The organism is Bacillus sp. BS98 (genome assembly GCF_008432245.1).
Lineage (GTDB): Bacteria > Bacillota > Bacilli > Bacillales > Bacillaceae_G > Bacillus_A > Bacillus_A toyonensis.
Genome location: NZ_CP043830.1, coordinates 3,039,309 through 3,060,393 on the forward strand (window position 1 = coordinate 3,039,309; position 21,085 = coordinate 3,060,393).

Consider the following 21,085-nt stretch of genomic DNA (forward strand, 5'->3'; position numbering starts at 1 on the left):
TTCAGAATATTCTACCCATCGATTAGAATATCCCATTCTAATATCCTATTCTATCGATTTTTATTACTTAACCTTACAAAATTGTAATAAAAATCAAAGTTCTACATACTTAAGGGTTTTACTGTTCTTTATTCGAGGGCAGGAAATTTAATACAAAAAAGACACAGAGATTCCTCCCCATGCCTACTAATTTCTTACCTTTTCACCACATGCACATAATGTACCGTCTCAAAAGCTTCTAAATAATCGTTTCTTCCTTCAAAATACAATTTATTTATGTCCACTGGTGATAAGTGCTCATAAATGAGTAAGCCCGACTTTTCTAACAGTGCTTCTATTTCGGTATAAGAAAAACATGATTTCATCGGTTCTCCGCCTACCGCAGCCATTTTCACCATGTTTTCAACTCGATTGGACAACCCTTTTTCTATAAATAAGTTTTCATCAGGATAATCGAAAACGATGGAACTCCCTGCTGGAACCAAATCGAATAAACATTCTATTAAACTGGAAAGTTCCTCTTTCGTTAAATAGTACGTAACACCTAAAAGGCTAAAGAAAGTCTTTTTATTTTCAAATCCTTCATTGCGTAACTGTTCATAGGAAAATCCTTTCGTAAAATCCATGGAAACAAAATGAAGGTTATTTGGAATTTCAAATTCTGCCTCTTTCACTCTTATTTTCTTAAACGCTTGCGTAGAAGGGTGATCCACTTCAAATATTTCTATTTTATTTTCTAATTCTCGGTGCCTAAAGCTAAACGTGTCCAAACCTGCACCGAGTATGACATATTGTTTTGCTCCTAGTGTAATTTCATGTAGTAATACCTTTTCACAATATGCTGCACGTGCTAAAGGTGTTGGTGATAACTGAACTTGTGTAATCCATTTTAATATTTCTTTCGGATTATCTTCAAACTGCTCTGCAATATCTTTATTGAAAAAATGTATTCCTTGAACCATATTCATTTCAATATTGTTACGTTCTTTTTGTGAAAGAAAATCTTTAGCTACATAATCATCAAAGATTTTAGGACTATCAAACTCACTATGATATGCCCTTCCAAAAGCTGATACTAACGACGTTACACTTGCTTCACCTTGTTTCACGCACATACACTCCTTCATTTTCACAACAAAAATAGGGTCCCCCTGGCCAGGAGAACCCTATTATACACTTTATTTTTATATTGGTAAATTATAGCATAAATAAGTTTTTTTGTCAAGTTTTTAGCTCACCTTCACTCTAGCAATTTGTGTATTTTCTAGCAGGAATACTCCTTCTTGCATAGAATATTCCAGTTTATAACAACACCAACGGAGGCCGTCATGAAAAGATTAGTTATCATTACAGTAGGAAAAACCCACAGCGGAAAAACTACATTTGCAAAAGTATTAGAAAAAGAGTTACCCCCTCTTTCGTTATGGACCAAGATAACCAAGCAGAATTTATTAACACACATTATGAGAAATTACAACCAACTGAAGGCCCTAATACATTTAAGCACGGTCTTTCGAAATTCATTGTTGATTATGCGAGAGAACATACAAGTTTACACCTTATTATTTGTAACTCTAATCGCAGTAAAAACGGAAGAGTATATTTACTAAATGAATTATTTCCACAAAACGAATATATACGCATATTAGTCCATTTTGACATTCCTGTTGATGTCCTATATAAAAGAGTGGCTCATAGTAAACGAAGTACAAATATTTTTAGGGGTAACTATTCTAGTTTCAAAGAAATGCTCAATCGCCAACAGGCTAAATCACTGCATGAGGATACAATAGATCCTATAGAAAACGAGGCTGATCATTTGTTTATTATTCGCAATAGTAAGGATGTAAACCTTAGTATAGAAGAAATTGTTCATCTTGCTGAAGATTTGTCCCCTCCCCCTAAATAAGAGATTTTAAAAATTACATATTCTTAGATTAATATGTAAATACTTCCTCTAGTCACCGCACATGGTATATAATAATAAAATAATCTACTTCTATATGCTCAATTCTACACAAAACAGCTCATGCATATGAAAGAAAAGAGGTACAAAAATATGAAAACAAAACAAACAATCGCTGCGTCTACACTAGCTTTAGCTATGATTGCAGGCGCAAACTCGGCCCATGCGGAAGTAAACGATACTACTCCACAGCAAAATACAGGAGATCGATTAGCTGAAATTAAGCAACATAGACAAGAGTTAGATGCGAAATTACAGCAGCACAAAGAAAATGTGGATCAAACATTAAATGAACTTAACCAAGTTAAGGAAAATGTTGATACTAAGGTGAATGAACTACATGAACGTAAGCAAGTTGCTGATGAAAAAATTAACGAAATGAAACAACATAAACAAGAGTTAGATGCAAAACTTCAACAAGACAAACAAATCGTCGATGAGAAAATCAATGAGATTAAAGAGCATAAGAAACAAGTAGATGATAAAGTTGCTGAAGTAAAAGAACATAAGCAAAATATCGATAACAAGGTTAATGAGATTAAAGAACATAAACAAACTGTCGATGAAAAAGTGAATGAAATTAAGCAACATAAAGAGAACATTGATCAAAAGGTTAATGAACTTAAGGAAGTTAAAAAACAAGTAGATGAAAAATTAGCTGAGTTAAAGAAAGCGAAACAAACTGCTGAGGACAAACTTGCTGAGTTAAAAGAAAACAAGCCGAATACTGGGAATACGTTAGAGGAACTTAAGAAAATTAAAGGCAATTTAGATAGTCTTTCCGCTAACTTAGAACTAGCTAAACAAGATGTGAAAAATAAGCTAGCTGAATTACAAAAGGCTAGACAAGACTTACTAAATAAAATTAACGAAATTAAACAAGCGAAACAAACTGTTTCAGACGATTTAACAAAGAAAAAACAAGACTTAGATATTAAAATCAACGACTTTAAACATACTGAGAAAAAAATTGATGACAAATTAGCTGAGGTACATACAACGAAGCAAAATGTTGATAACAAAATTAATGAAATATCACAATCGAAACAAACGCAAGCAGATAATAGTGCTAAAAACAATAACGCTAGAGAACTTCCTAACGCTGGTAGTGAGCAATCAAATAATATGGCTTTAGGTATGTTATCTGTATTAGGCAGCGTTTTATTAGTAACACGAAATAAAATTAAAACGTTATTCTCAAAATAAAGCCATTATACTTATTAAAAACAATTATACAAAGGCCAACCGCATGTGCGGTTGGCCTTTTTCTTTATATTAACTGTCCATCTCTAAGCGTCAATATACGATCACATACATCAAGCATTCTTTCATCATGTGTAATCATAATAGCTGCTTTTTGGCTCTCTTTCACTTCACGTTTCATCATTTCAACGACTTCACGTGCACGTTTTGAGTCTAAGCTTGCCGTTGGTTCATCTGCTAGTATTAAATCTGGGTTGTTCATGAACGCACGAGCGATTGCCACCCTTTGTTTTTCTCCACCAGATAGTTGATTTGGATAATGATTTTTTCTTTCTCCTAATCCAAATGCCGCTAATAGGTGATCCGCACGCTTTTCAGACTCTTGTTTGTTGTCTTTTTTCAGCTTTGCAATATAAAGTAACTGTTCTTTCACATTTAAATACGGAACAAGGTTTGCGAACTGGAAAATGAAACCGATCTTTTTCAAACGTATATCTGTCATTTCCTTTTCGGATAACTGCGTAATATTTTGTTCACGAATGTATATATCCCCTTTTGACGGCGATAATAAAGCACCCGCAATTGATAATAACGTACTTTTCCCTGATCCAGAAGGACCGACGATTCCGATAAATTCTCCAGCTTTCACATCAAGCGATATCGGATGAAGGGCTGTTACTTCTGTATTCCCTTCTCCGTACACTTTACTTACTTTGTCTAATTTTAATAATGAAGTCATTACATCCCGCCTCCAATCGCTTCTAATGCATCAACTTTTAATACTTGATATAACGAAATAAGTGTTCCTAAAATACTAATGACGATAAAGATTGCTGCATATTGTGCAATCATCGGTGTTGTTAATAAGAACGGCATACCTGCTGGTAAAATTTGTTCTAATCCTTGTACAAGAACAATACTGATTACCATCGCAACGACTGATAAGAATAACGCCTGCACGACTAAGCTATTTGCTAAATACGAGTTCTTAGTACCGATTGCTTTTAATACGCCTAATTGCTGTGTTTTTTGCAACGTAATGACGTAGAAGAATACACCGATTAATAACGCAGCGATAACAAGTAAGAATGCAATGATCATCGTTAATGTTCCTTGCTCTTCTTTAAATCCTGGAATACTTTGCAGTACTTCTTTTTTATCGATAACGTGAGCATTTTTAATCTCTTTATCTGTATTCAGCGCAATTGCACTATAATCTTTTTGGTTTGGTTGTGAAATAGATCCCCATACATCTTCATTTACATATACAACTGGTGTATGGCTAAACATTTGATCTTTCGTAAATCCAACGATTGTAAATTCTTTCTTTGAAACAGGATCAATAATTGTATCTCCGATATCGATTCCTTTTTCTTTAATCGATTCATCAGCAACCATTTCGTTATTTGCTGTGCCTAATTTCTCACCTTTTACAATGTTCGGCTCTAAAAATGAATCACGTTCACTTGAGAAAATAGCAACGTCCACTTTTTTCGAACTATCTTTCTTTTCATACGTTGAAACTTTCACACGAAACGGAACTGCCTCTTTCTCGCCTACTTGATTTACTACGTTATCTACATCATCTTTCTTAATTTGTGAACGAAGTAATTTATTTTCCGCATCATCTGCTAAAACGAACTTGTTTGCCTCCATATTTTGAATCGATGAAGCATTATCATATGATAGTCCATTTGCTAATCCTGAAATAACAAGAACTAAAAATGATAATAACACCATAATCAGTCCGATTAATCCGTATCTTAATTTTGATTGTTTTAATTCACGCAGAGCTAAAAACATTTCGCTCGCTCCTTCCTCTTTCTTTCTATGCACTTATCATAAAAAAGAAATATGAACGGAATATGAACAGAAGATTACAGAGATTAAGATTTAATTTTCAGAAAGTATTGAAAATATTTGGAATCCTTGATACAATTCAGTCAAATAATCTTGACCGAGTAATTTTATTAAAGGAGTTGATCATTTTGAAGCCCGTATTAACACTCACTACTTATAGCCAACTAAAAGCATTAAGCGATCCACTACGTGCCGAAATGATGATACGTCTATGCGAACGTCCTTATACTGGACAATTACTATCTGAGAAATTCGGCATTTCAAGGGCGAAAATTCATTATCATTTAAAAGAATTAGAAAAGAATGGTCTTATAGAGATTGTTTATACAGAAGAAAAGAATGGCATTGTTCAAAAGTTTTATCAATCTGTCGCTAAAGGCTTCACCCCTGCCACAGATCTATTACCTCATTTAGAAATATTAAGCGAATCAGGTCGCCAAATCTTTTTACAAATGATAGAAAGAACGAAAAGCCAAATTCTCGCTGCACCAGAGGAAGCTTTTACATTACGAAATGCAAGTGAAGACCCAGCTAAGTGGAATTACGTTTCATCTTGCTGGGAATTTGATGCTACGCCAGAACAATTTCAAGTGTGGGTAAAAAGGTTTTATGAATTGATGGCTGAATTAAGCGAAATTACAAAAAGTGCAGATAAAGATCCGAATAGTAAACCTTATTATATTTCTACTACTGCACTTCAAATTGCTGAGAGAACAATGCACCAATTTATTAAAGAAGAAGAAAAATCGTAATACGATTTTTTTTACTGAGACGGTCAAATTTATTTTACCGAATAAATTTATTATAAAGGAGTAGATTAAATGGACATATTAAAAAACCGGAATTTCCTCTTATTATTTTTAGGGAGAATTTTTACAAACATAGGAGATAGCTTGTATTATGTAGCAGCGATGTGGCTCGTATATAGGCTAAGTGGCAATCCTTTTTATTCTGGATTAGCTGGTTTCCTTACGTTATTACCTTCTGCATTACAATTTCTTACCGGTCCATTCGTTGATAGATGGTCAATAAAAAACACCCTCGTCATCACACAAGTTTTGCAATGCATTCTTATTTTAATCATTCCTATTACACACTACTTCGACCTATTAACAGTCCAATTACTACTCATCATCATGCCCATCGTAGCCTTTATCGAACAATTCGCCTATCCCGCACAATCGAAAGCTTTACCACTTCTACTGAATAAAACACAATTATTAAAAGGAAATTCACTCTTCTCATTTGCGTATCAAGGCATCGATTTAATTTGTACAACTCTTTCTGGCATATTAGTAGCACTACTAGGTGCCATTACTTTATATGTGATCGACTCTCTTACATTCGCGATTACTGCCCTTTTATTTTTTTCATTAAAAATGCCAAAACAAACCGAAACGGGCACATCACTATCAACTAAGCAATATTTCTCTGATTTAAAAGAAGGTTTTTCAATCGTCTTCCGTTCATTAATGAGCGTATTCTTAATCGGTTCAGTAGTCGCTAATTTTTCAATCGGTATGACGATGGCCATACTCCCTTCTTTCGCTGATTCTTTAGGAGGCGTGAAATCATATGGCTTCTTCTTAGCTGCTATATCAGCAGGTAGTCTCATTGGTGCATTATTCAGTTCCTGGGTTGGCAAACGTAATGTTGGCCATGTCTCTATTATTGGCTTTGCGACTGGCGCTATCTTTTGGTTTCTCTCTACAATCGTACCGTTTCAATGGCTATCTATTCTCTTATTCGGCCTAGCTTGGATTCCAATTGGAGCCACGAACATATTATTCGCGACAATTAGTCAAATTGTAATTCCAAATCAATATATTGGACGTATCAATTCAGTGATGCGAAGTATGGGCACAATCGCTATGCCGTTCGGTTCTCTAATTGGTGGATATACGGCAAATGTATTTAGTAGCCAACTCATTTTCGCACTCGCTAGTATCGGAATTTTATTCATTTCTCTTGTATGGCTGCTTCATCCGAAATTACGGGCTTTGCCGAAAGCTGATGAGATTACAACGGATACTTTTGGGGTTCGGTTTAAGGAAGAGCGCGGGAAAGGTGCGGCTTTATAGCAAACCAAACATAACCCCGTTCTAAATTGGGGACGGGGTTAAAAATATAGTTATTTCATTTTGGATGTAAAATACTTCACTAAAAATATAACAATAAAGTCGTTTGAATATCTAAATTTTATTCAACAATAGCACCAACTTAAAACGGCAGTTAACGCTTTGATGGCCAAGCACTCTGCATTTTCCTTAATTGAATAATTTGTCCTGTATGATAAGCATCGTGAAGCATAATATCCAGTAACTTACCCTCAAGTGAATTTTGTTCAAGTTCTTTTTCAGAAATTGCACTTAATACCTGTCTTAAATTACATTGAGCATTTTCAGAACGTTCAACGACCTCCTTCCATTCCTTATCACCATTAGATTGCTTAGTAAGATAAAAGGTTTCATCACCGTCGAGATTATGTGTCCATTCACGGCCTTCCAAGTTTGCAGCAAGTCTCTCTTTGTAATAAATAAGATGATTAACGTTCTCCCAAATGGTTTTCATTCCCTCTCCAGATGGTTTCCACATAGCCTGTTCGGCTGTAAGTCCTTCTATAGCATGTTTAAACGGTGCATACCAACTCTCTTTATCGAATGTTGAATCTAGTGCGTTTAATAACACGTCAACTCGTTTCAAAGTAATTTCCTCCCTAAATAGTTAAAGTTTCAATAAAATCCTTATAACTCTGTAGAGATTCTACATTTTCAAATAAACTTCCTCCTAATCTTATTCCACAAACAAGTCCAATTATAGAATAGGATTACTCATATTTTTTCACTTTACATGTAGAATAACGGACAAAAAAGAAGAGGCGTTCGCAAACAGCCTCTTCCATCTATTTCGGAAGTTCAACCCGAACAGTCGTCCCTTCCCCTTTCGTACTATACACCGAAACTGCCCCTTTATGCAGTTCAACAATTTTCTGCACGATTGATAATCCTAAGCCACTACCTTCTACATTTCTTGCCCTTGCCGTATCTACTTTATAGAAACGATCAAAAATACGATCCATTCCTTCTTTTTCCATACCGATTCCGTTATCGGATATAGAGATTATAACGCTAGACTCTAACTCTTCGACAAAAAACTCAACCGTCCCACCATCATTTGAAAACTTAATGCTATTCGTAAAAATATTACTCCATACTTGATGAAGTAAATTTTCATCACCTTGTATTGTAATGTCTGGTACATCAAATTCAACGGCAATATCTTTTTCACGCCATTTCCATTCGAGCATAAAAATGACGTCTTTAATTTGCTTTTGTAGATTGAATTCTTTTATTTGTAATACTTTTTCTTCTTTATCTAAAGAAGCTAGCGTAAGTAACTGTTTACATAAACTAGACATTCGCTTACTTTCGCCCTCGATAATTTGTAAGTAATGGTTTCTTTCTTCTTCACTCATCTTTTCTGTTTGCAATGTTTTCGAAAATCCTTGTATGGAAGAAAGCGGCGATTGAAATTCATGCGAAACGTTCGAAACGAATTCTTGTCTCATTTCATCTAATTCTTTTATACTTTTCGTCATCTTTTGGAAGCTTGTAGATAACGTTCCTATTTCATCTTTTCGTTTTACGTCTAATTCAATTTCATATTCGCCACTTGCAATTTTTTGCGTAGCTTTCGTAAATTTACGAATTGGGCGAACGATATATCCTGCTGCAATTGCAATAAAAATAATACTTAATAACACGATAAAACCAAGTAAAACCGCTAAGAAAATTCTCATTTCACCAAATTGTTGCTGAATGTCAGGACGAATAAATAAAGCGTATTGTTTATCACCGTGTTTTAACGGTACACCGACACTATTAATTAATTCATTATCGAAGAATCCTGTAATAAAGAGCCTCGTTGGATATGTGGAAACACCATTAAACGTTTCCCCCTGCAATACTTTACGAACCGTATCATCACTTATCGTTATTTTACGAAACGCGTTGCCGATACGCTTTCCATTCATTTGGTCGTCTACAATATAAATTTCATACCCTAACTTCGCAATAGATTGTAAATAATCATATTTATTTTCTTCATTTTGCTTTTCATATAACGATTTAACTTCCTCAGCATAGTTTAAAATCTTTTCACTATTATACGGTTTTAACTTCACTTGATAATATACATTCGTTAATAAAAAACCGATAATACTACTAAGAAGCATAATACCTACTGTCATAAAAACGAATCTAGAATATAGTGATTTCATTTTATTTCAACTCCAACTTATAGCCGAGTCCGCGCACTGTCGTAATTTGAAAATCATCTGTTCTTTTTGAGAAACGATCTCGTAGTCTCTTCACATGAACGTCAACCGTTCGTTCGTCCCCTTCGAAATCCATTCCCCATACTAATTCAATTAACTCTTCTCTTGAAAATGTTCTTCCAGGATAACTAGCTAATTGCGATAATAATTCAAATTCCTTCAGCGGAAGCAAAATCGTTTGACCGTTACACTTTACTTCAACACCTTTACGATCAATTGTCGTCCCGTGAAGTGTAATAATGTCTGCACTCAACATTTGATAACGGCGCAACAAAGCTTTCATTCGAAAAATGACTTCAGCTGGCTCAAACGGTTTTACAATATAATCGTCCGTACCAGAAATGAATCCTTTTTCTTTATCAACTAACTGATCTTTCGCAGTTAATAAAATAACCGGTATATCATGATACTTCCGGATTTCTTCACATAACGTATAGCCATCAACAAACGGCATCATAATGTCTACTATCGCAAGATGAATATTTTCCTTCTCTAAAACGTCTTGCGCTACCTTTCCATCTTCCGCTTCAAAAACTTTAAACCCCTCTTTTTGTAAATGGTAATGCAATAATTCTCTAATATGCTTATCATCATCAGCTAATAAAATATGTATCATCTTCATTAAACCCTCTCTCGTTCATCCTTCTACATCCTTACATTAAGAAACAATTGGATTTTTTGCAAGAAAAAGAAAAACAAACCAACATTTTAAGATAAATAAAAAAGAATCTATTTTGAAAAAAGATTATTCAAAATAAATTCTTACGTTTTAGTATTAAGATTATTTTAATGAAAAGTAATTTCTATGCTTTAGAAATATCAACAAATCCTTCTCCGAACACATCACGAACATCGTGTATAGCGATGAACGCAGCCGGATCTGTAGTTTGAACAATCCGTTTTAGCTTCACTACTTCTTGCTTATTAATAACAACATAAAGAATTTCCTTCGGAGTTTTCGTGTAATAGCCATGACCTGAGTACACAGTAACCCCTCTGCCCATTAAGGTAGTTACCTTCCCGGCAATTTCATTCGGGTTATCAGAAATAATCGTAATGGCTTTCTTCGGATTTAAACCTTCAATTACAAACTCCATCACTTTCGTTGCTACATATAGCATAATAATTGTTATCATCAGTTTTTCTGCACCAATGATGAAATAAGATGAAAACGCAACAATTAAATCGAAGAACAGTAAACCATAGCTAATGCTCCATCCTAAATATTTATGCGTCATCCTTGCTAAGATAGTAGTACCTGCAGTTGTTCCGCCAACGCGAATAATAAGGCCAATCCCGCACCCAATAAATATTCCTCCGAAAATGGCATTTACGAGCATTTCATCAGAAGCAATCGTCCAACCTTCTGTTAAATGAAGAAATAGCGAGTTCGTAACTACAGCGATAATCGTATAAATTGTTGTGATCTTGTTTAAAAATTTATAACCAGCTATTAACAAAATCGCATTTAAAATTAAGTTGACTAAACCTGGTGACCACTCAAATAAATAGTACGTAATAATCGTGATACCTGTTACCCCGCCCTCACCAAACTCGTTCGGGATAACAAACAAATTGACACCTAACGCAAAAAGAAATGCACCAATAATAATAAAAATAATGTCTGTCGTTCTTTTTTTCATACAGTACCTCACTTCTTATGTAAATATTTATTCTGCCATAAACTCTCACCATTATATCGTGGAATATTCAAATCGAACAGTGGTTTATTTTTATTTTAATATAGGGTAATAAATCAACTTTATCCTATATCCACATGTAATTTAAAAAGTAAAATAACTGTATTTATTATGTACTACAAATAAAGTTTTGATTTCACATGCAGTTCACCCTAAAAAATGTATATGAACACTCTCACTCGCACAAACTTCAAATACAAAGCAAATAGGCGAAGCTATAGAATAGACTTCGCACCAAGCGTGTAATCATAGAGATTTATATGAGATTTTATATTCATAAATTCCAGAAATAAATTTACTTATCTTTCTCCATATATTCTTTAATCTTTCGTTCTTCCCACTCTTTTCCGAATATCCCAAATGGAAAAGTCGTCAATCCGTGTATAACGATACCAATCCCCCAACCTGCAAGTGGATATAAAAACCATAATTTACTTGAATCAGAACTTATATTTATAATAAAAAGCATTAAGTTCACTAGTATATAAACCGTTAAATGAATGTAAAATGCTTTTAAATTCTCCATTCTTTTTTTAGCTCGTAAATAAACATCATCTCGCTCCACCCTTAAACACCTCTTTCAATATTGTATTTTTAACCTTCGCTCCAGTGTTAACATCATATTCTAATCGGAAATCCAGTATTCTCAAAAAAACATAAAACAAAAAAGTACCCATCGAATTATCATACATATGATGATTCGATGGGTACTGCATGATACATTTGTTATTTACAAGCGTCTAATTAAGACCAAATCCAAACATCATCATTATTTTCAACGTCGCTCTTTACCTCATGAACTTTTTCAATGTTGTCCGTTGTGTTCCAGTTAATAGAACTTCCGCCCCATCCTACAAACTTCATATCAATTTTTACTTTCTCACCAGTATGAAATACTTGTCCCTTTGTTAAGAAAACGTCAATACTATCTTTCTTCCCATTTAGTGATGGATACTCAACTACGACATACTTAGTAGAACCGTCTCCCTCATCTTCCATCGTTCCTATTTTTGATACTTCGCCAATTACATAATCAGGTGAGCCATCTTCTTTCATGTGCATACCTAACTTGTTTGTTGTATTTTCAAATGCAGTTGCAACCATATATTCTGTAAAATTACGCATCATAGATCCAGTCGCTTTTACTTCGTCTCCTATTTTCACATTTGAAAGTGAATCCATATACACACTAACAGGCTCCTCATATTGCTTAGATTTCACAACAATTACACCGTTATCTACTTCTACTACTCGCCCTTCTAACGTCGAGAAATTTGACTCAATAGAAGCGGCACTCGCTTTTGATAGTTCTAATCCTGGTACATTCGTTCCTGATAATGCTGCGATACCTAAAGCACCTGCTAAAATTAATTTTTTCATACCCATATGTAACCTCTCCATTCATGATGATTTTATTTGTTTGATTGGCTAAGACCAACCTGTAATCATTATAGTTACAGGTTATAAAAATAACAACCACTTTTCTCATGCAATGTTGCATACTGTAATTTTTAAATATAAATCGATTATTCCTATATTCAACACTACTGCTAAATTCTTGAATATCAGCAGGTAAACGGATTGATGATGAAGAAACTACTGTCATGCAGCATATTTTTCAATGCTACGGTTTGTATAATCGTAGTTCATTACATTATGTAGGGGCGGAATTCATATGTTAATAAAACCAAAGAGATTACAGGCAGGAGATATCGTAGCAACAGTAAGTGCTTCATGGGGAGGAGCGGGTGATTCTAAGCTAAGATGGCGTTATGAGCAAGGAGTAAAGAGATTAGAAGAAGTATTCGGGCTTACAGTTATCCCAATGCCAAATAGTTTAAAAGGTAGCGAATACCTTTATAACAATCCAGGGGCTCGTGCGGAAGATTTAATGACAGCATTTAAAGATACGCGTGTTAAAGCAATTATTACGAATATTGGTGGCGAAGATAGTATCCGTTTACTACCTTATATTGATTTTAATGTGATACGTGAAAATCCGAAAATCTTTATGGGGTACTCTGACGATACCGTGTCACACTTATTTTGTCATAAAGCAGAAATTTCCTCTTTTTACGGTCCAGCAATCTTAACCGATTTTGCTGAAAATATAGAGATGGATTCATATACGATTGAAACAGTGAATCGAACTCTCTTTTCAAATGAGATTATTGGTGAAATTCAACCAGCTAACGAATGGACGAATGAGCGTTTAGAATGGATAGAAATAAATAAGGATACAAGACGTACGATGCAGCAAAACAACGGATATGAGGTCCTTCAAGGATCTAGGACTGTACGAGGGCGTTTAATTGGTGGTTGTATTGAAGTATTGGAATTCGTAAAAGGAACGGAACTTTGGCCTGAGAAAAAGCATTGGGAGAATAGTATTCTATTCTTTGAAACATCTGAAGAACATCCAGAACCAAATTATATAAAGTATTGGTTGCGAAATTATGCAGCGCAAGGCATTCTGCAAAAAGCAAAGGGAATCATCTTCGGTAAACCGAAAGACGAAACATATTATGAAGAATATAAACAGGCAATACTTAAGATTATGAAGGAAAATAATTTAGAAGATTTGCCGATTCTTTACAATTTAAATTTCGGCCATACCGAACCGAAGTTTATTTTACCTTACGGTGCGATGGCAGAAATTGATTGTGAAAATGGATCTTTCTCTATTTTGGAAAGTGGAGTGGAGTGAAACTTTCAATAAGTAAAGCCATAAGTTTTATAATTATGTTTTCCTGATCCTAGCGTATTTTTATTTTATTAGCTTGATAGCGATATGGCAGGACTCAAATCAATAAAAACACTCCTATGAGATATGACTGGGAATTGTTACTTTTTAAATGATATGGAGATTACTTATCTAATGATAAAGGGGGATTTACGTGTATGGAAGTAACATTTACAGTAAGGAAATGGGATGAAAAACCAATTGATGATACTAGAAAAGATTTCCCTATTAATATTGCCCATGTTGAATATGATATTGATGGGGAATTAAAAGGAAAAGCTTTTGTTGAATACTTATTATATTATTTAGACTCAAATATAAATGATGGTCACTTGGCTACTGCTAAAATTTCTGGATTTTTACACTTTGAAGGAATTTATAAGGGGCAACAAGGAACATTTACAGCTATAGAGCAAGGAATATTTGATAAAGGAAATTTAGATTCCCCGGGAACAATTATTAAAGCTACTGGTAACTTAGAAAGTCTGAGAGGGTCCTATAACTATCAGTTTACAGGTCAAACTAGTAAACTAATTTTAGAATTTGAAATTTAGCAAAATACCCTATAATTTAGTGGAAAGGACATTTCTTGTAATACTAAGAATGTCCTTTTTATTGACGAGCTTATTCAACTATTTTCTAATCGTTAAGAAAAGAACAGAGTATAATACATAAAATTTTCGTTATGGGTGGGAATTAAAACTCTAAGCCTGAGAGGCATGGGCCCCCACTTATTCATTACTTCTCCTACCAATTAAAGAATAATCCCTGAAAAACTCCCCTTCAATACTTCTTTTTCAAGTTGATTCATACATGTAAACATCGCAATAATCTTCGTACGATTTTTTTCATCGGGTTCAAATTTTTCAATTGTTACGTCACATCGAATCGTATCCCCACTAAAAACGGGACGTAAAAATTCAAAATCCATCTTGCGAGCTAATACGTTATAATCACCGCCAACTTTCGTAGGCAGTGTTGATGTTAAAAGTCCTTGTACAACAAATCGCCCTTGTTCATCAGGTGTAACATGATGAACTCCCTCATCCTTAGATACCTCTGTAAATAAAACAACATCTTCTCTTGTAAACGTTCGCTCAAAGGTGATTTTTTCGCCTACTTGCAATTTCATTGATACCCCTCCTCGAAAACACTTTTAAAATAAGAAAAACCGAAACTAAAAATCATTTCGGTTTTTCAATCTAAAGAAGTCTATATTTACTTTAAAGAATGTACAAACAACCCACTGCGCAGTTTCGGTTCAAACCACGTTGATTTTGGCGGCATGACTTCCCCAGCGTCTGCGATTGCTAATAAATCTTCCATTGACGTTGGATATAATGAGAACGCTGCTTTATATGCACCGCTGTTCACAAGGCGCTCTAGTTCTTCTAACCCGCGTATTCCGCCTACAAAATCGACGCGTGAATCAGATCGCGGATCATGTATTTCAAGTACTTGGCTTAATAGATGGTCTTGCAGAATAGACACATCTAAACCTTTCACAAGGTCGTTCGCATCAAACGTTTCCTCTTTCACAGTGAGCTTATACCACTTCTCGTTTATATACATACCAAATGTTTTCGGCTCATTCGGTTTATACGGAGAAACATTTGCTTCTTCTACATAAAAATACTGCGTAATTTGCTTTAAAAACTGTTCCTCTGATAAGCCGTTTAAATCTTTCACAACTCGGTTATAGTCCCAAATTGATAATTCATCGTGAGGGAATAGAACGGATAAGAAGAAATTAAATTCCTCTTCTCCTGTATAATTCGGATTTTGTTCTCTTCGCATAAGTCCTACTTTTGCTGCTGATGCAGAGCGATGATGTCCATCTGCAATGTACAAGTTCGGAATATCTTCAAATGCGTTTACTAAAGTGGCAATTACACTTTCATCTGCAACCTTCCAAGCAACATGCTCAACGCCATCTTCTGCTGTAAATGTATAAATTGGCGCATGTTCTTCTTTCCAGCTGCTAATGAAACGTTTCACTTCATCTTTTGTACGGTACGTTAAAAAGATAGGGCCCGTATTTGCATCACACACATCAACGTGACGGATGCGATCTAATTCTTTTTCATGACGCGTTCTTTCGTGTTTTTTAATTGTATCATCATCATACTCATCAATAGATGTACAAACGACAAGTCCTGACTGCGTTCTTCCTTGCATCGTCAGCTCATAAATGTATAATGCTGGCTCCTCATCTTGAATGAACACTTCTTCTCGTATAAATTGCTTTAAATTTTCACCCGCTTTTTCATATACGCGATCATCGTACGGTGAAAGTGCCGGATCTAAATCGATTTCTGCTTTATCAACGTGTAAGAAAGAATACGGATTGCCTTTTACAACTTCTCTTGCCTCTTCACTATTTAATACGTCATACGGTAAAGCCGCAACTTGTGCTGCTTTTTCTTCTACTGGACGAATGGCCCGAAACGGTCGGATTTTTGCCAACTTCCTCTCTCCTTTACACAATCATTCGAACGGCTACAACACCTGAAATTTTGCTTATATTTTCCACAACATTCTCTTTAATTATATCATCAATTCCGTTATCAATATCAATCATTGTATACGCCCAAGAATGTTTACTACGATTAATCATATCCGCAATATTTATATGATGTTCTGCTAAACATCCTGTAATTTGTCCTACCATGTTCGGAACGTTTTGGTGCATAATTGTAATACGTTTCTTTCCGATATACGGAAGTTCTACGTTAGGATAGTTGACTGAATTACGAATATTTCCTGTCTCTAAATATTCACGTAATTGACGTGCAGCCATTACTGCACAATTTTCTTCCGATTCAGATGTAGATGCACCAAGATGGGGCGTCGCTGTTACATTTTTCATCTTAATCACATTTTCATTCGGGAAATCCGTTACGTAATGTGTAATAACATCTTCTTCTAATGCTTTTTGAAGAACATTTTCATCTACAAGTTCCCCTCTTGAGAAATTGAATAGACGTATTCCTTTTTTCATCGTCTCTATAGCATGTTCACCAATAAGCCCCTTCGTTTGATTCGTAAGAGGAATATGAAGTGTAATATAATCACACGTTGCAAAAATTTCATCTAGGCTAAACGCTCTTTGCACATGTGTAGAAAGGCGCCAAGCTGTTTCAACTGAAATGTAAGGATCATATCCGACAACGTCCATTCCTAAAGCTAGCGCATCATTCGCGACTAAAGCACCAATTGCACCAAGGCCAATAACCCCTAGACGTTTCCCCGCAATTTCTGATCCAACAAATTGTTTTTTCCCTGATTCAACAAGCTGAGGTACTTCTTCACCCTCTAGATTTTTCGTCCAGCTTACTCCATTAATAATGTTACGTGAAGACATAATAAGACTTGCGATAATAAGTTCCTTTACGGCATTCGCATTAGCCCCTGGCGTGTTAAATACTACAATTCCCTTTTCCGTACATCGATCGACAGGAATATTATTTACACCCGCACCAGCTCTTGCAATCGCCTTTAAATCTTTTGAAAACTCTTCTTGATGTAAAGAATAGCTGCGAAGTAAAATGCCGTCTGGATGATCCATTCTATCCCCTACTTCATAGCGCTCTCCGCCAAGAACTTGCAAACCTTTTTCTGCAATTTGATTTAACGTTTGAACACGAAACATATCCCCATCTCCCTATCTATTTTCAAGCTCAAATTCTTTCATATAATCTACTAATTGCTGTACACCTTCCACTGGCATCGCATTGTAAATACTAGCGCGCATGCCACCTACTGAACGATGTCCTTTTAACGTAACGAACCCGCGTTCCTTCGCTTTTTGTAAAAACTGATTATTTAATTCTTCTGACGGTGTTGTAAACGGAATGTTCATAAGTGATCGATACGTAGGATCAACTGGTGAAGTAAACAATTTAGATTCATCTAAGAAATGATAAAGAAGTGACGATTTCATTCTATTTTGTTCTTCAATCGCAGATACCCCGCCTTGTTCTTTTAACCACTCTAGTACAAGCTTCGTTACGTAAATACTAAAGGATGGCGGTGTATTATATAAGGAGTTATTTTTACTATAAGTTTCATAGTTTAACATTGTAGGACAAGAGCAATCTGCCCCGCCAATTAAATCTTTTTTTATAATAGCAATCGTTAAGCCCGCTGGCCCTAAATTCTTTTGTGCTCCCGCATATATGAGGCCAAACTTCGTAACATCATATCGTTCTGATAAAATATTTGAGGACATATCCGCAACTAGCGGCACTTCTTCGAGATGTGGAATATCCACATATTTTGTCCCCTCAATTGTATTATTCGTTGTTATATGTACATAATCTAGTTTTTCATTACCGAGTAAACCATCCAATTTAGGAATCGTAGTAAACTTCTCTTGTTCAGAAGAAGCAATCACTTGTACTTCCCCTACTTTTTCTGCTTCTTGCAGTGCCTTTTTAGACCATGAGCCAGTCAGTACATAACCTGCTTTTTTGTACGTATTCATTATATTTAACGGTATCATAGAAAATTGTAATGATGCACCGCCCTGTAAAAGTAAAACTTCATACCCATCAGGAATGTTCATTAATTCACGAAGCAGGCTACTCGCTTCATCAATAATACTTTGAAAACAAGAAGATCGATGACTCATTTCCATAATAGACATGCCTGTCCCGTTATAATTTAAAAGCTCCTTTTGCACCTTCTCTAAAACTGGCAAAGGGAGTATTGATGGTCCTGCAGAAAAATTATACACTCTCTCCATCACCCGGATGACCTCCCTATTTCTCATTTTGTTATTTTTTAAACTTTCTGAATTATACCCCACAATACAATATACGGTCAATTTCTTTTCTATTATTATGTCTCAAGACGCGATGGAATCGCTTGCACGTGCATACTATATGTAAACATATAAAAAAGTGTTAAGTACATAATCGTACTTAACACTTTAATAATAGAAGAATAATAGCTAATTGTCCGTAAAGAACCGATCAAAAATTTGATAAATAGCAGAAAGACCAAAGAGCCAATAAATAGTGTCCACAAGCGCCGGCATAGAACCAAACCATTTCTCAACTACATTGTAATCTAACGCTACAAACAACCAATTCAAACCGCCAAGAATCACCAAAATTACTGTAAGGTAAGACAAAAATTTCATTATGATTGCCCCCTAGGTGATAAGATGGTGAAAGGCCTTTCACTAGAAATATATGTAGGAAACTTCAAAACTTACCTATTTTATAAAATTTATTTTCGATACCATCCGTTAATAACTGCCTCTGCTTCTTTACTATGTATTTGATACGCATGTGTACTATCATTAGAGCCAATAAACCAAATTGAAAAACCTTTAAAATATGGTTTCGGTTCTAATACATCTCGGTAAGCGCGCCAGCCATTTAATTGTACATCTTTTGAAAATACATTTGAAACATCTGGATTCCATGGATTTTGTAGTCCTAGTTCACGCGCTGGTACGTTAAATCCACCAAAATAAACTGGCTTTCCTGTTGCATTATGTAATTGTTCCAGTTGTTGAACAACATTTTGTCCACGATTATATACTGTTGTCGCGAATAAACTTTGCTTCACTTCTTCGTATGATGGATTCCTTTTTCCTGAAACTTCAAACCAACTATCGATACTAACAATATCCACCTTTTTTAAATACGGACGATTTATTTTCTCTTTAAACTTCGCTTCATACGAAGGGTCCCAGCTTGCTGTTAACCACCAGTTCATTTGATACAAAACATTTCCTTTATACTGCTGACGGACAAAATTAATCGTATCGTTCCAATATCCTTCTGCATATTCCATATTAACGAAATTAGAAGCAATCTTTAGTCCATACACATTGTATTTACTTGTAATAGAATTAAAAATATCTTGTAGAATAACCGTTTTCCAATTCCAGAAGAAATCATTAATATTACTTGGATTCCATTCTGTTTCTCCAACATTCCCCTGCTGAATATATGGGAACGGTTCCACTATAACTTGAATATTACGCTTTAATAATTCTTGAATTAAAATGATAGCCTGTTTCTTTTGCGCCTGATTAATTACCATGTTAGTAGAAGTCACATTCGGAATATCTACTTGAATCGGTACATTTACTGTATTTAAATTTAAGCGCTCTACATCAGCTAACACTTTCGCTACATTTCCAACTTCCCATACCGTTACGTTTCCTGATTTTATTTTTCCAGGTTGAACAGTATTTACATCTGCCTGTACGTTTCCTTGAAAACAAAAAGAAAACAACATAATAAACACTCCTAAAAAACTTATTAAACTCTTATTTTTCTTCACAACTTTCCCCCTATAATTTTTGACTTTCTTGATTATTTTATACAATGTTTCACATATATTCCAGAAAAAATTACATGAAGTTTTCATTAATAAAAGCATTATTCATATAATTCTCCTGAAAATAGTAAGATAAATAAAAAAGAGCGGATTTCTGCTCTTTTTTATCCTTTTACAATTGAAATTATTGAATCCCTTCTGGTAACTTAATTGAATCAAACTTTTCATATGAATCAATCTTTATACTCACAACTGCATCCAACTTTTCCTTATCTGTACTAGCTTTTTTATCTGCGTTACTTTCACTCACTTTTATAGTTGTTCGCATCTCTTCAAATTTATAATCTTTTGTTATTATATATTCAATGTTAAAAGCATCCATATTAAACCCTTCCGTTAATTTTTTCATATCTCCATTAATTTTTTGTAACGTATCTACTGCTTCTTTTCCTTTTAATTCAAGTGTAAGTTTATATGTGTCCCCATCCTTCTTTGCTTTCATTTTCTTAGCCAAAGCTTCCGGTAAATCTAACTCATTCAGTAAATTTTTACTGACCATTACATCATTTACATTAAATTGATCATTAGGTATCGTAACTAACTCTCCTGTATCAGGGTTTTTCACTTGAGCAGCGACCTTTCCATCTACTTCATACGTTACAATATCTGTACCACTTATTTTCATTTCAGCTCTAGAATTCTTCAGTTTCGGCTCCATCTGTATTTTCATTTTAATCTCTTCTGATTGGCTGCTCCCCTTCATTGACATAAGAGATGTCAATGTAAGATATTCCTCTTGTTTTAATCCGTCAGCTGCTTTTTTAAAAATATCCTTCGCTACTAACTCTTTTTCTTTTTTTACAGATACTGTTTTAGGTCCACTTGTTTTTTCACTGCTACAACCAGTTGTTAAACCTACTATTAGAGCCAAACTAGATATTACAACCATTTTCTTCATACTGATTCTCCCCATTTCC

The 21,085-nt window shown here is 34.8% G+C and carries 21 protein-coding genes and 1 pseudogene; 6 read left to right on the top strand and 16 right to left on the bottom strand.

The features are described 5' to 3' along the window. Positions 1–194 precede the first annotated feature (194 nt). Positions 195–1,115: a class I SAM-dependent methyltransferase gene (locus F0362_RS15740; RefSeq protein ID WP_073990643.1), complete on the bottom strand. Its 921-nt coding sequence runs from the start codon at positions 1,113–1,115 to the stop codon at positions 195–197. A 213-nt stretch (positions 1,116–1,328) separates the two neighbouring features. On the opposite strand from F0362_RS15740, the pseudogene F0362_RS15745 reads away from it, so the two are divergent. Further along, positions 1,329–1,909: pseudogene (locus F0362_RS15745) on the top strand (AAA family ATPase). A 150-nt stretch (positions 1,910–2,059) separates the two neighbouring features. Further along, a complete protein-coding gene (locus tag F0362_RS15750; protein ID WP_061530656.1) occupies positions 2,060–3,172 on the top strand; it encodes an LPXTG cell wall anchor domain-containing protein in 1,113 nt (370 codons plus the stop codon). A gap of 64 nt (positions 3,173–3,236) precedes the next feature. On the opposite strand, the gene F0362_RS15755 is transcribed toward F0362_RS15750, so the two are convergent. Beyond that, entirely contained in the window at positions 3,237–3,908 is a 672-nt protein-coding gene (locus F0362_RS15755; RefSeq protein WP_000202590.1) for an ABC transporter ATP-binding protein, read from the bottom strand. Next, complete coding sequence (locus F0362_RS15760; RefSeq protein WP_000477765.1) at positions 3,908–4,972, bottom strand: ABC transporter permease; 1,065 nt, start codon at positions 4,970–4,972, stop codon at positions 3,908–3,910. The genes F0362_RS15755 and F0362_RS15760 overlap by 1 nt, the downstream gene beginning before the upstream one ends. Before the next feature lie 185 nt (positions 4,973–5,157). On the opposite strand from F0362_RS15760, the gene F0362_RS15765 reads away from it, so the two are divergent. Both F0362_RS15765 and F0362_RS15770 read left to right on the top strand, forming a co-directional pair. Then, entirely contained in the window at positions 5,158–5,781 is a 624-nt protein-coding gene (locus F0362_RS15765; protein ID WP_000805791.1) for an ArsR/SmtB family transcription factor, read from the top strand. Between the two features lie 69 nt (positions 5,782–5,850). Continuing rightward, the gene (locus F0362_RS15770; RefSeq protein WP_000353376.1) at positions 5,851–7,110 is read left to right on the top strand and encodes an MFS transporter; all 1,260 of its coding nucleotides are present in this window, start codon (positions 5,851–5,853) and stop codon (positions 7,108–7,110) included. A 151-nt stretch (positions 7,111–7,261) separates the two neighbouring features. Here the strand turns inward: F0362_RS15770 and F0362_RS15775 are convergent, their stop codons facing one another. The 6 genes from F0362_RS15775 to F0362_RS15800 all read right to left on the bottom strand — a co-directional run bounded on the left by F0362_RS15775 (position 7,262) and on the right by F0362_RS15800 (position 12,451). After that, positions 7,262–7,732: a DinB family protein gene (locus tag F0362_RS15775; protein ID WP_000831966.1), complete on the bottom strand. Its 471-nt coding sequence runs from the start codon at positions 7,730–7,732 to the stop codon at positions 7,262–7,264. Positions 7,733–7,931: 199 nt separating this feature from the next. Continuing rightward, positions 7,932–9,308 (bottom strand): sensor histidine kinase, encoded by a 1,377-nt coding sequence (locus F0362_RS15780; RefSeq protein WP_000839531.1) that lies wholly within the window; start codon positions 9,306–9,308, stop codon positions 7,932–7,934. 1 nt (position 9,309) lies between these two features. After that, entirely contained in the window at positions 9,310–9,987 is a 678-nt protein-coding gene (locus F0362_RS15785; RefSeq protein ID WP_000781961.1) for a response regulator transcription factor, read from the bottom strand. A gap of 181 nt (positions 9,988–10,168) precedes the next feature. Further along, positions 10,169–11,008, bottom strand: a complete 840-nt coding sequence (locus F0362_RS15790) for a YitT family protein (RefSeq protein ID WP_000747488.1) — start codon at positions 11,006–11,008, stop codon at positions 10,169–10,171. Between the two features lie 352 nt (positions 11,009–11,360). After that, the gene (locus tag F0362_RS15795; RefSeq protein ID WP_000438987.1) at positions 11,361–11,630 is read right to left on the bottom strand and encodes a 2TM domain-containing protein; all 270 of its coding nucleotides are present in this window, start codon (positions 11,628–11,630) and stop codon (positions 11,361–11,363) included. 179 nt (positions 11,631–11,809) lie between these two features. Then, positions 11,810–12,451, bottom strand: coding sequence for a F0F1 ATP synthase subunit alpha (locus F0362_RS15800; RefSeq protein WP_000525532.1), 642 nt, complete (start codon positions 12,449–12,451; stop codon positions 11,810–11,812). A 289-nt stretch (positions 12,452–12,740) separates the two neighbouring features. Here F0362_RS15800 and F0362_RS15805 point away from each other — a divergent pair, with 289 nt between their 5' ends. After that, positions 12,741–13,772, top strand: coding sequence for a S66 family peptidase (locus F0362_RS15805; RefSeq protein WP_149889869.1), 1,032 nt, complete (start codon positions 12,741–12,743; stop codon positions 13,770–13,772). A gap of 194 nt (positions 13,773–13,966) precedes the next feature. Beyond that, positions 13,967–14,362, top strand: coding sequence for a DUF3224 domain-containing protein (locus tag F0362_RS15810; protein WP_000454076.1), 396 nt, complete (start codon positions 13,967–13,969; stop codon positions 14,360–14,362). A gap of 200 nt (positions 14,363–14,562) precedes the next feature. Here the strand turns inward: F0362_RS15810 and F0362_RS15815 are convergent, their stop codons facing one another. The 7 genes from F0362_RS15815 to F0362_RS15845 all read right to left on the bottom strand — a co-directional run bounded on the left by F0362_RS15815 (position 14,563) and on the right by F0362_RS15845 (position 21,066). Next, a complete protein-coding gene (locus tag F0362_RS15815; RefSeq protein WP_000776365.1) occupies positions 14,563–14,940 on the bottom strand; it encodes a hotdog family protein in 378 nt (125 codons plus the stop codon). 86 nt (positions 14,941–15,026) lie between these two features. Further along, positions 15,027–16,274, bottom strand: a complete 1,248-nt coding sequence (locus F0362_RS15820) for a DUF1015 domain-containing protein (RefSeq protein WP_079519425.1) — start codon at positions 16,272–16,274, stop codon at positions 15,027–15,029. A 13-nt stretch (positions 16,275–16,287) separates the two neighbouring features. Further along, entirely contained in the window at positions 16,288–17,460 is a 1,173-nt protein-coding gene (locus F0362_RS15825) for a 3-phosphoglycerate dehydrogenase family protein (RefSeq protein ID WP_000490242.1), read from the bottom strand. A 12-nt stretch (positions 17,461–17,472) separates the two neighbouring features. Next, positions 17,473–18,555 carry a 3-phosphoserine/phosphohydroxythreonine transaminase gene (serC, locus tag F0362_RS15830; RefSeq protein WP_053445828.1) on the bottom strand — a complete coding sequence of 361 codons (1,083 nt, stop codon included), beginning with the start codon at positions 18,553–18,555 and terminating at the stop codon, positions 17,473–17,475. 207 nt (positions 18,556–18,762) lie between these two features. After that, on the bottom strand, positions 18,763–18,954 hold the full coding sequence (locus F0362_RS15835; RefSeq protein ID WP_000670800.1) for a DUF378 domain-containing protein: 192 nt from the start codon (positions 18,952–18,954) through the stop codon (positions 18,763–18,765). A gap of 89 nt (positions 18,955–19,043) precedes the next feature. Then, positions 19,044–20,111: a glycoside hydrolase family 113 gene (locus tag F0362_RS15840; RefSeq protein ID WP_000739752.1), complete on the bottom strand. Its 1,068-nt coding sequence runs from the start codon at positions 20,109–20,111 to the stop codon at positions 19,044–19,046. A 181-nt stretch (positions 20,112–20,292) separates the two neighbouring features. Beyond that, positions 20,293–21,066, bottom strand: coding sequence for a DUF6612 family protein (locus F0362_RS15845; RefSeq protein ID WP_000738997.1), 774 nt, complete (start codon positions 21,064–21,066; stop codon positions 20,293–20,295). Positions 21,067–21,085: the final 19 nt, after the last annotated feature.

Excerpts from the sequence above, each read along its gene's own strand:
- F0362_RS15785 (WP_000781961.1), bottom strand. The coding sequence starts at position 9,987 with ATGAAGATGATACATATTTTATTAGCTGATGATGATAAGCATATTAGA.
- F0362_RS15760 (WP_000477765.1), bottom strand. The coding sequence starts at position 4,972 with ATGTTTTTAGCTCTGCGTGAATTAAAACAATCAAAATTAAGATACGGA.
- F0362_RS15790 (WP_000747488.1), bottom strand. The coding sequence starts at position 11,008 with ATGAAAAAAAGAACGACAGACATTATTTTTATTATTATTGGTGCATTT.
- F0362_RS15770 (WP_000353376.1), top strand. The coding sequence starts at position 5,851 with ATGGACATATTAAAAAACCGGAATTTCCTCTTATTATTTTTAGGGAGA.
- F0362_RS15740 (WP_073990643.1), bottom strand. The coding sequence starts at position 1,115 with ATGTGCGTGAAACAAGGTGAAGCAAGTGTAACGTCGTTAGTATCAGCT.
- F0362_RS15780 (WP_000839531.1), bottom strand. The coding sequence starts at position 9,308 with ATGAAATCACTATATTCTAGATTCGTTTTTATGACAGTAGGTATTATG.
- F0362_RS15845 (WP_000738997.1), bottom strand. The coding sequence starts at position 21,066 with ATGAAGAAAATGGTTGTAATATCTAGTTTGGCTCTAATAGTAGGTTTA.
- serC (WP_053445828.1), bottom strand. The coding sequence starts at position 18,555 with ATGGAGAGAGTGTATAATTTTTCTGCAGGACCATCAATACTCCCTTTG.
- F0362_RS15835 (WP_000670800.1), bottom strand. The coding sequence starts at position 18,954 with ATGAAATTTTTGTCTTACCTTACAGTAATTTTGGTGATTCTTGGCGGT.
- F0362_RS15815 (WP_000776365.1), bottom strand. The coding sequence starts at position 14,940 with ATGAAATTGCAAGTAGGCGAAAAAATCACCTTTGAGCGAACGTTTACA.
- F0362_RS15750 (WP_061530656.1), top strand. The coding sequence starts at position 2,060 with ATGAAAACAAAACAAACAATCGCTGCGTCTACACTAGCTTTAGCTATG.
- F0362_RS15800 (WP_000525532.1), bottom strand. The coding sequence starts at position 12,451 with ATGGGTATGAAAAAATTAATTTTAGCAGGTGCTTTAGGTATCGCAGCA.
- F0362_RS15805 (WP_149889869.1), top strand. The coding sequence starts at position 12,741 with ATGTTAATAAAACCAAAGAGATTACAGGCAGGAGATATCGTAGCAACA.
- F0362_RS15755 (WP_000202590.1), bottom strand. The coding sequence starts at position 3,908 with ATGACTTCATTATTAAAATTAGACAAAGTAAGTAAAGTGTACGGAGAA.
- F0362_RS15825 (WP_000490242.1), bottom strand. The coding sequence starts at position 17,460 with ATGTTTCGTGTTCAAACGTTAAATCAAATTGCAGAAAAAGGTTTGCAA.
- F0362_RS15810 (WP_000454076.1), top strand. The coding sequence starts at position 13,967 with ATGGAAGTAACATTTACAGTAAGGAAATGGGATGAAAAACCAATTGAT.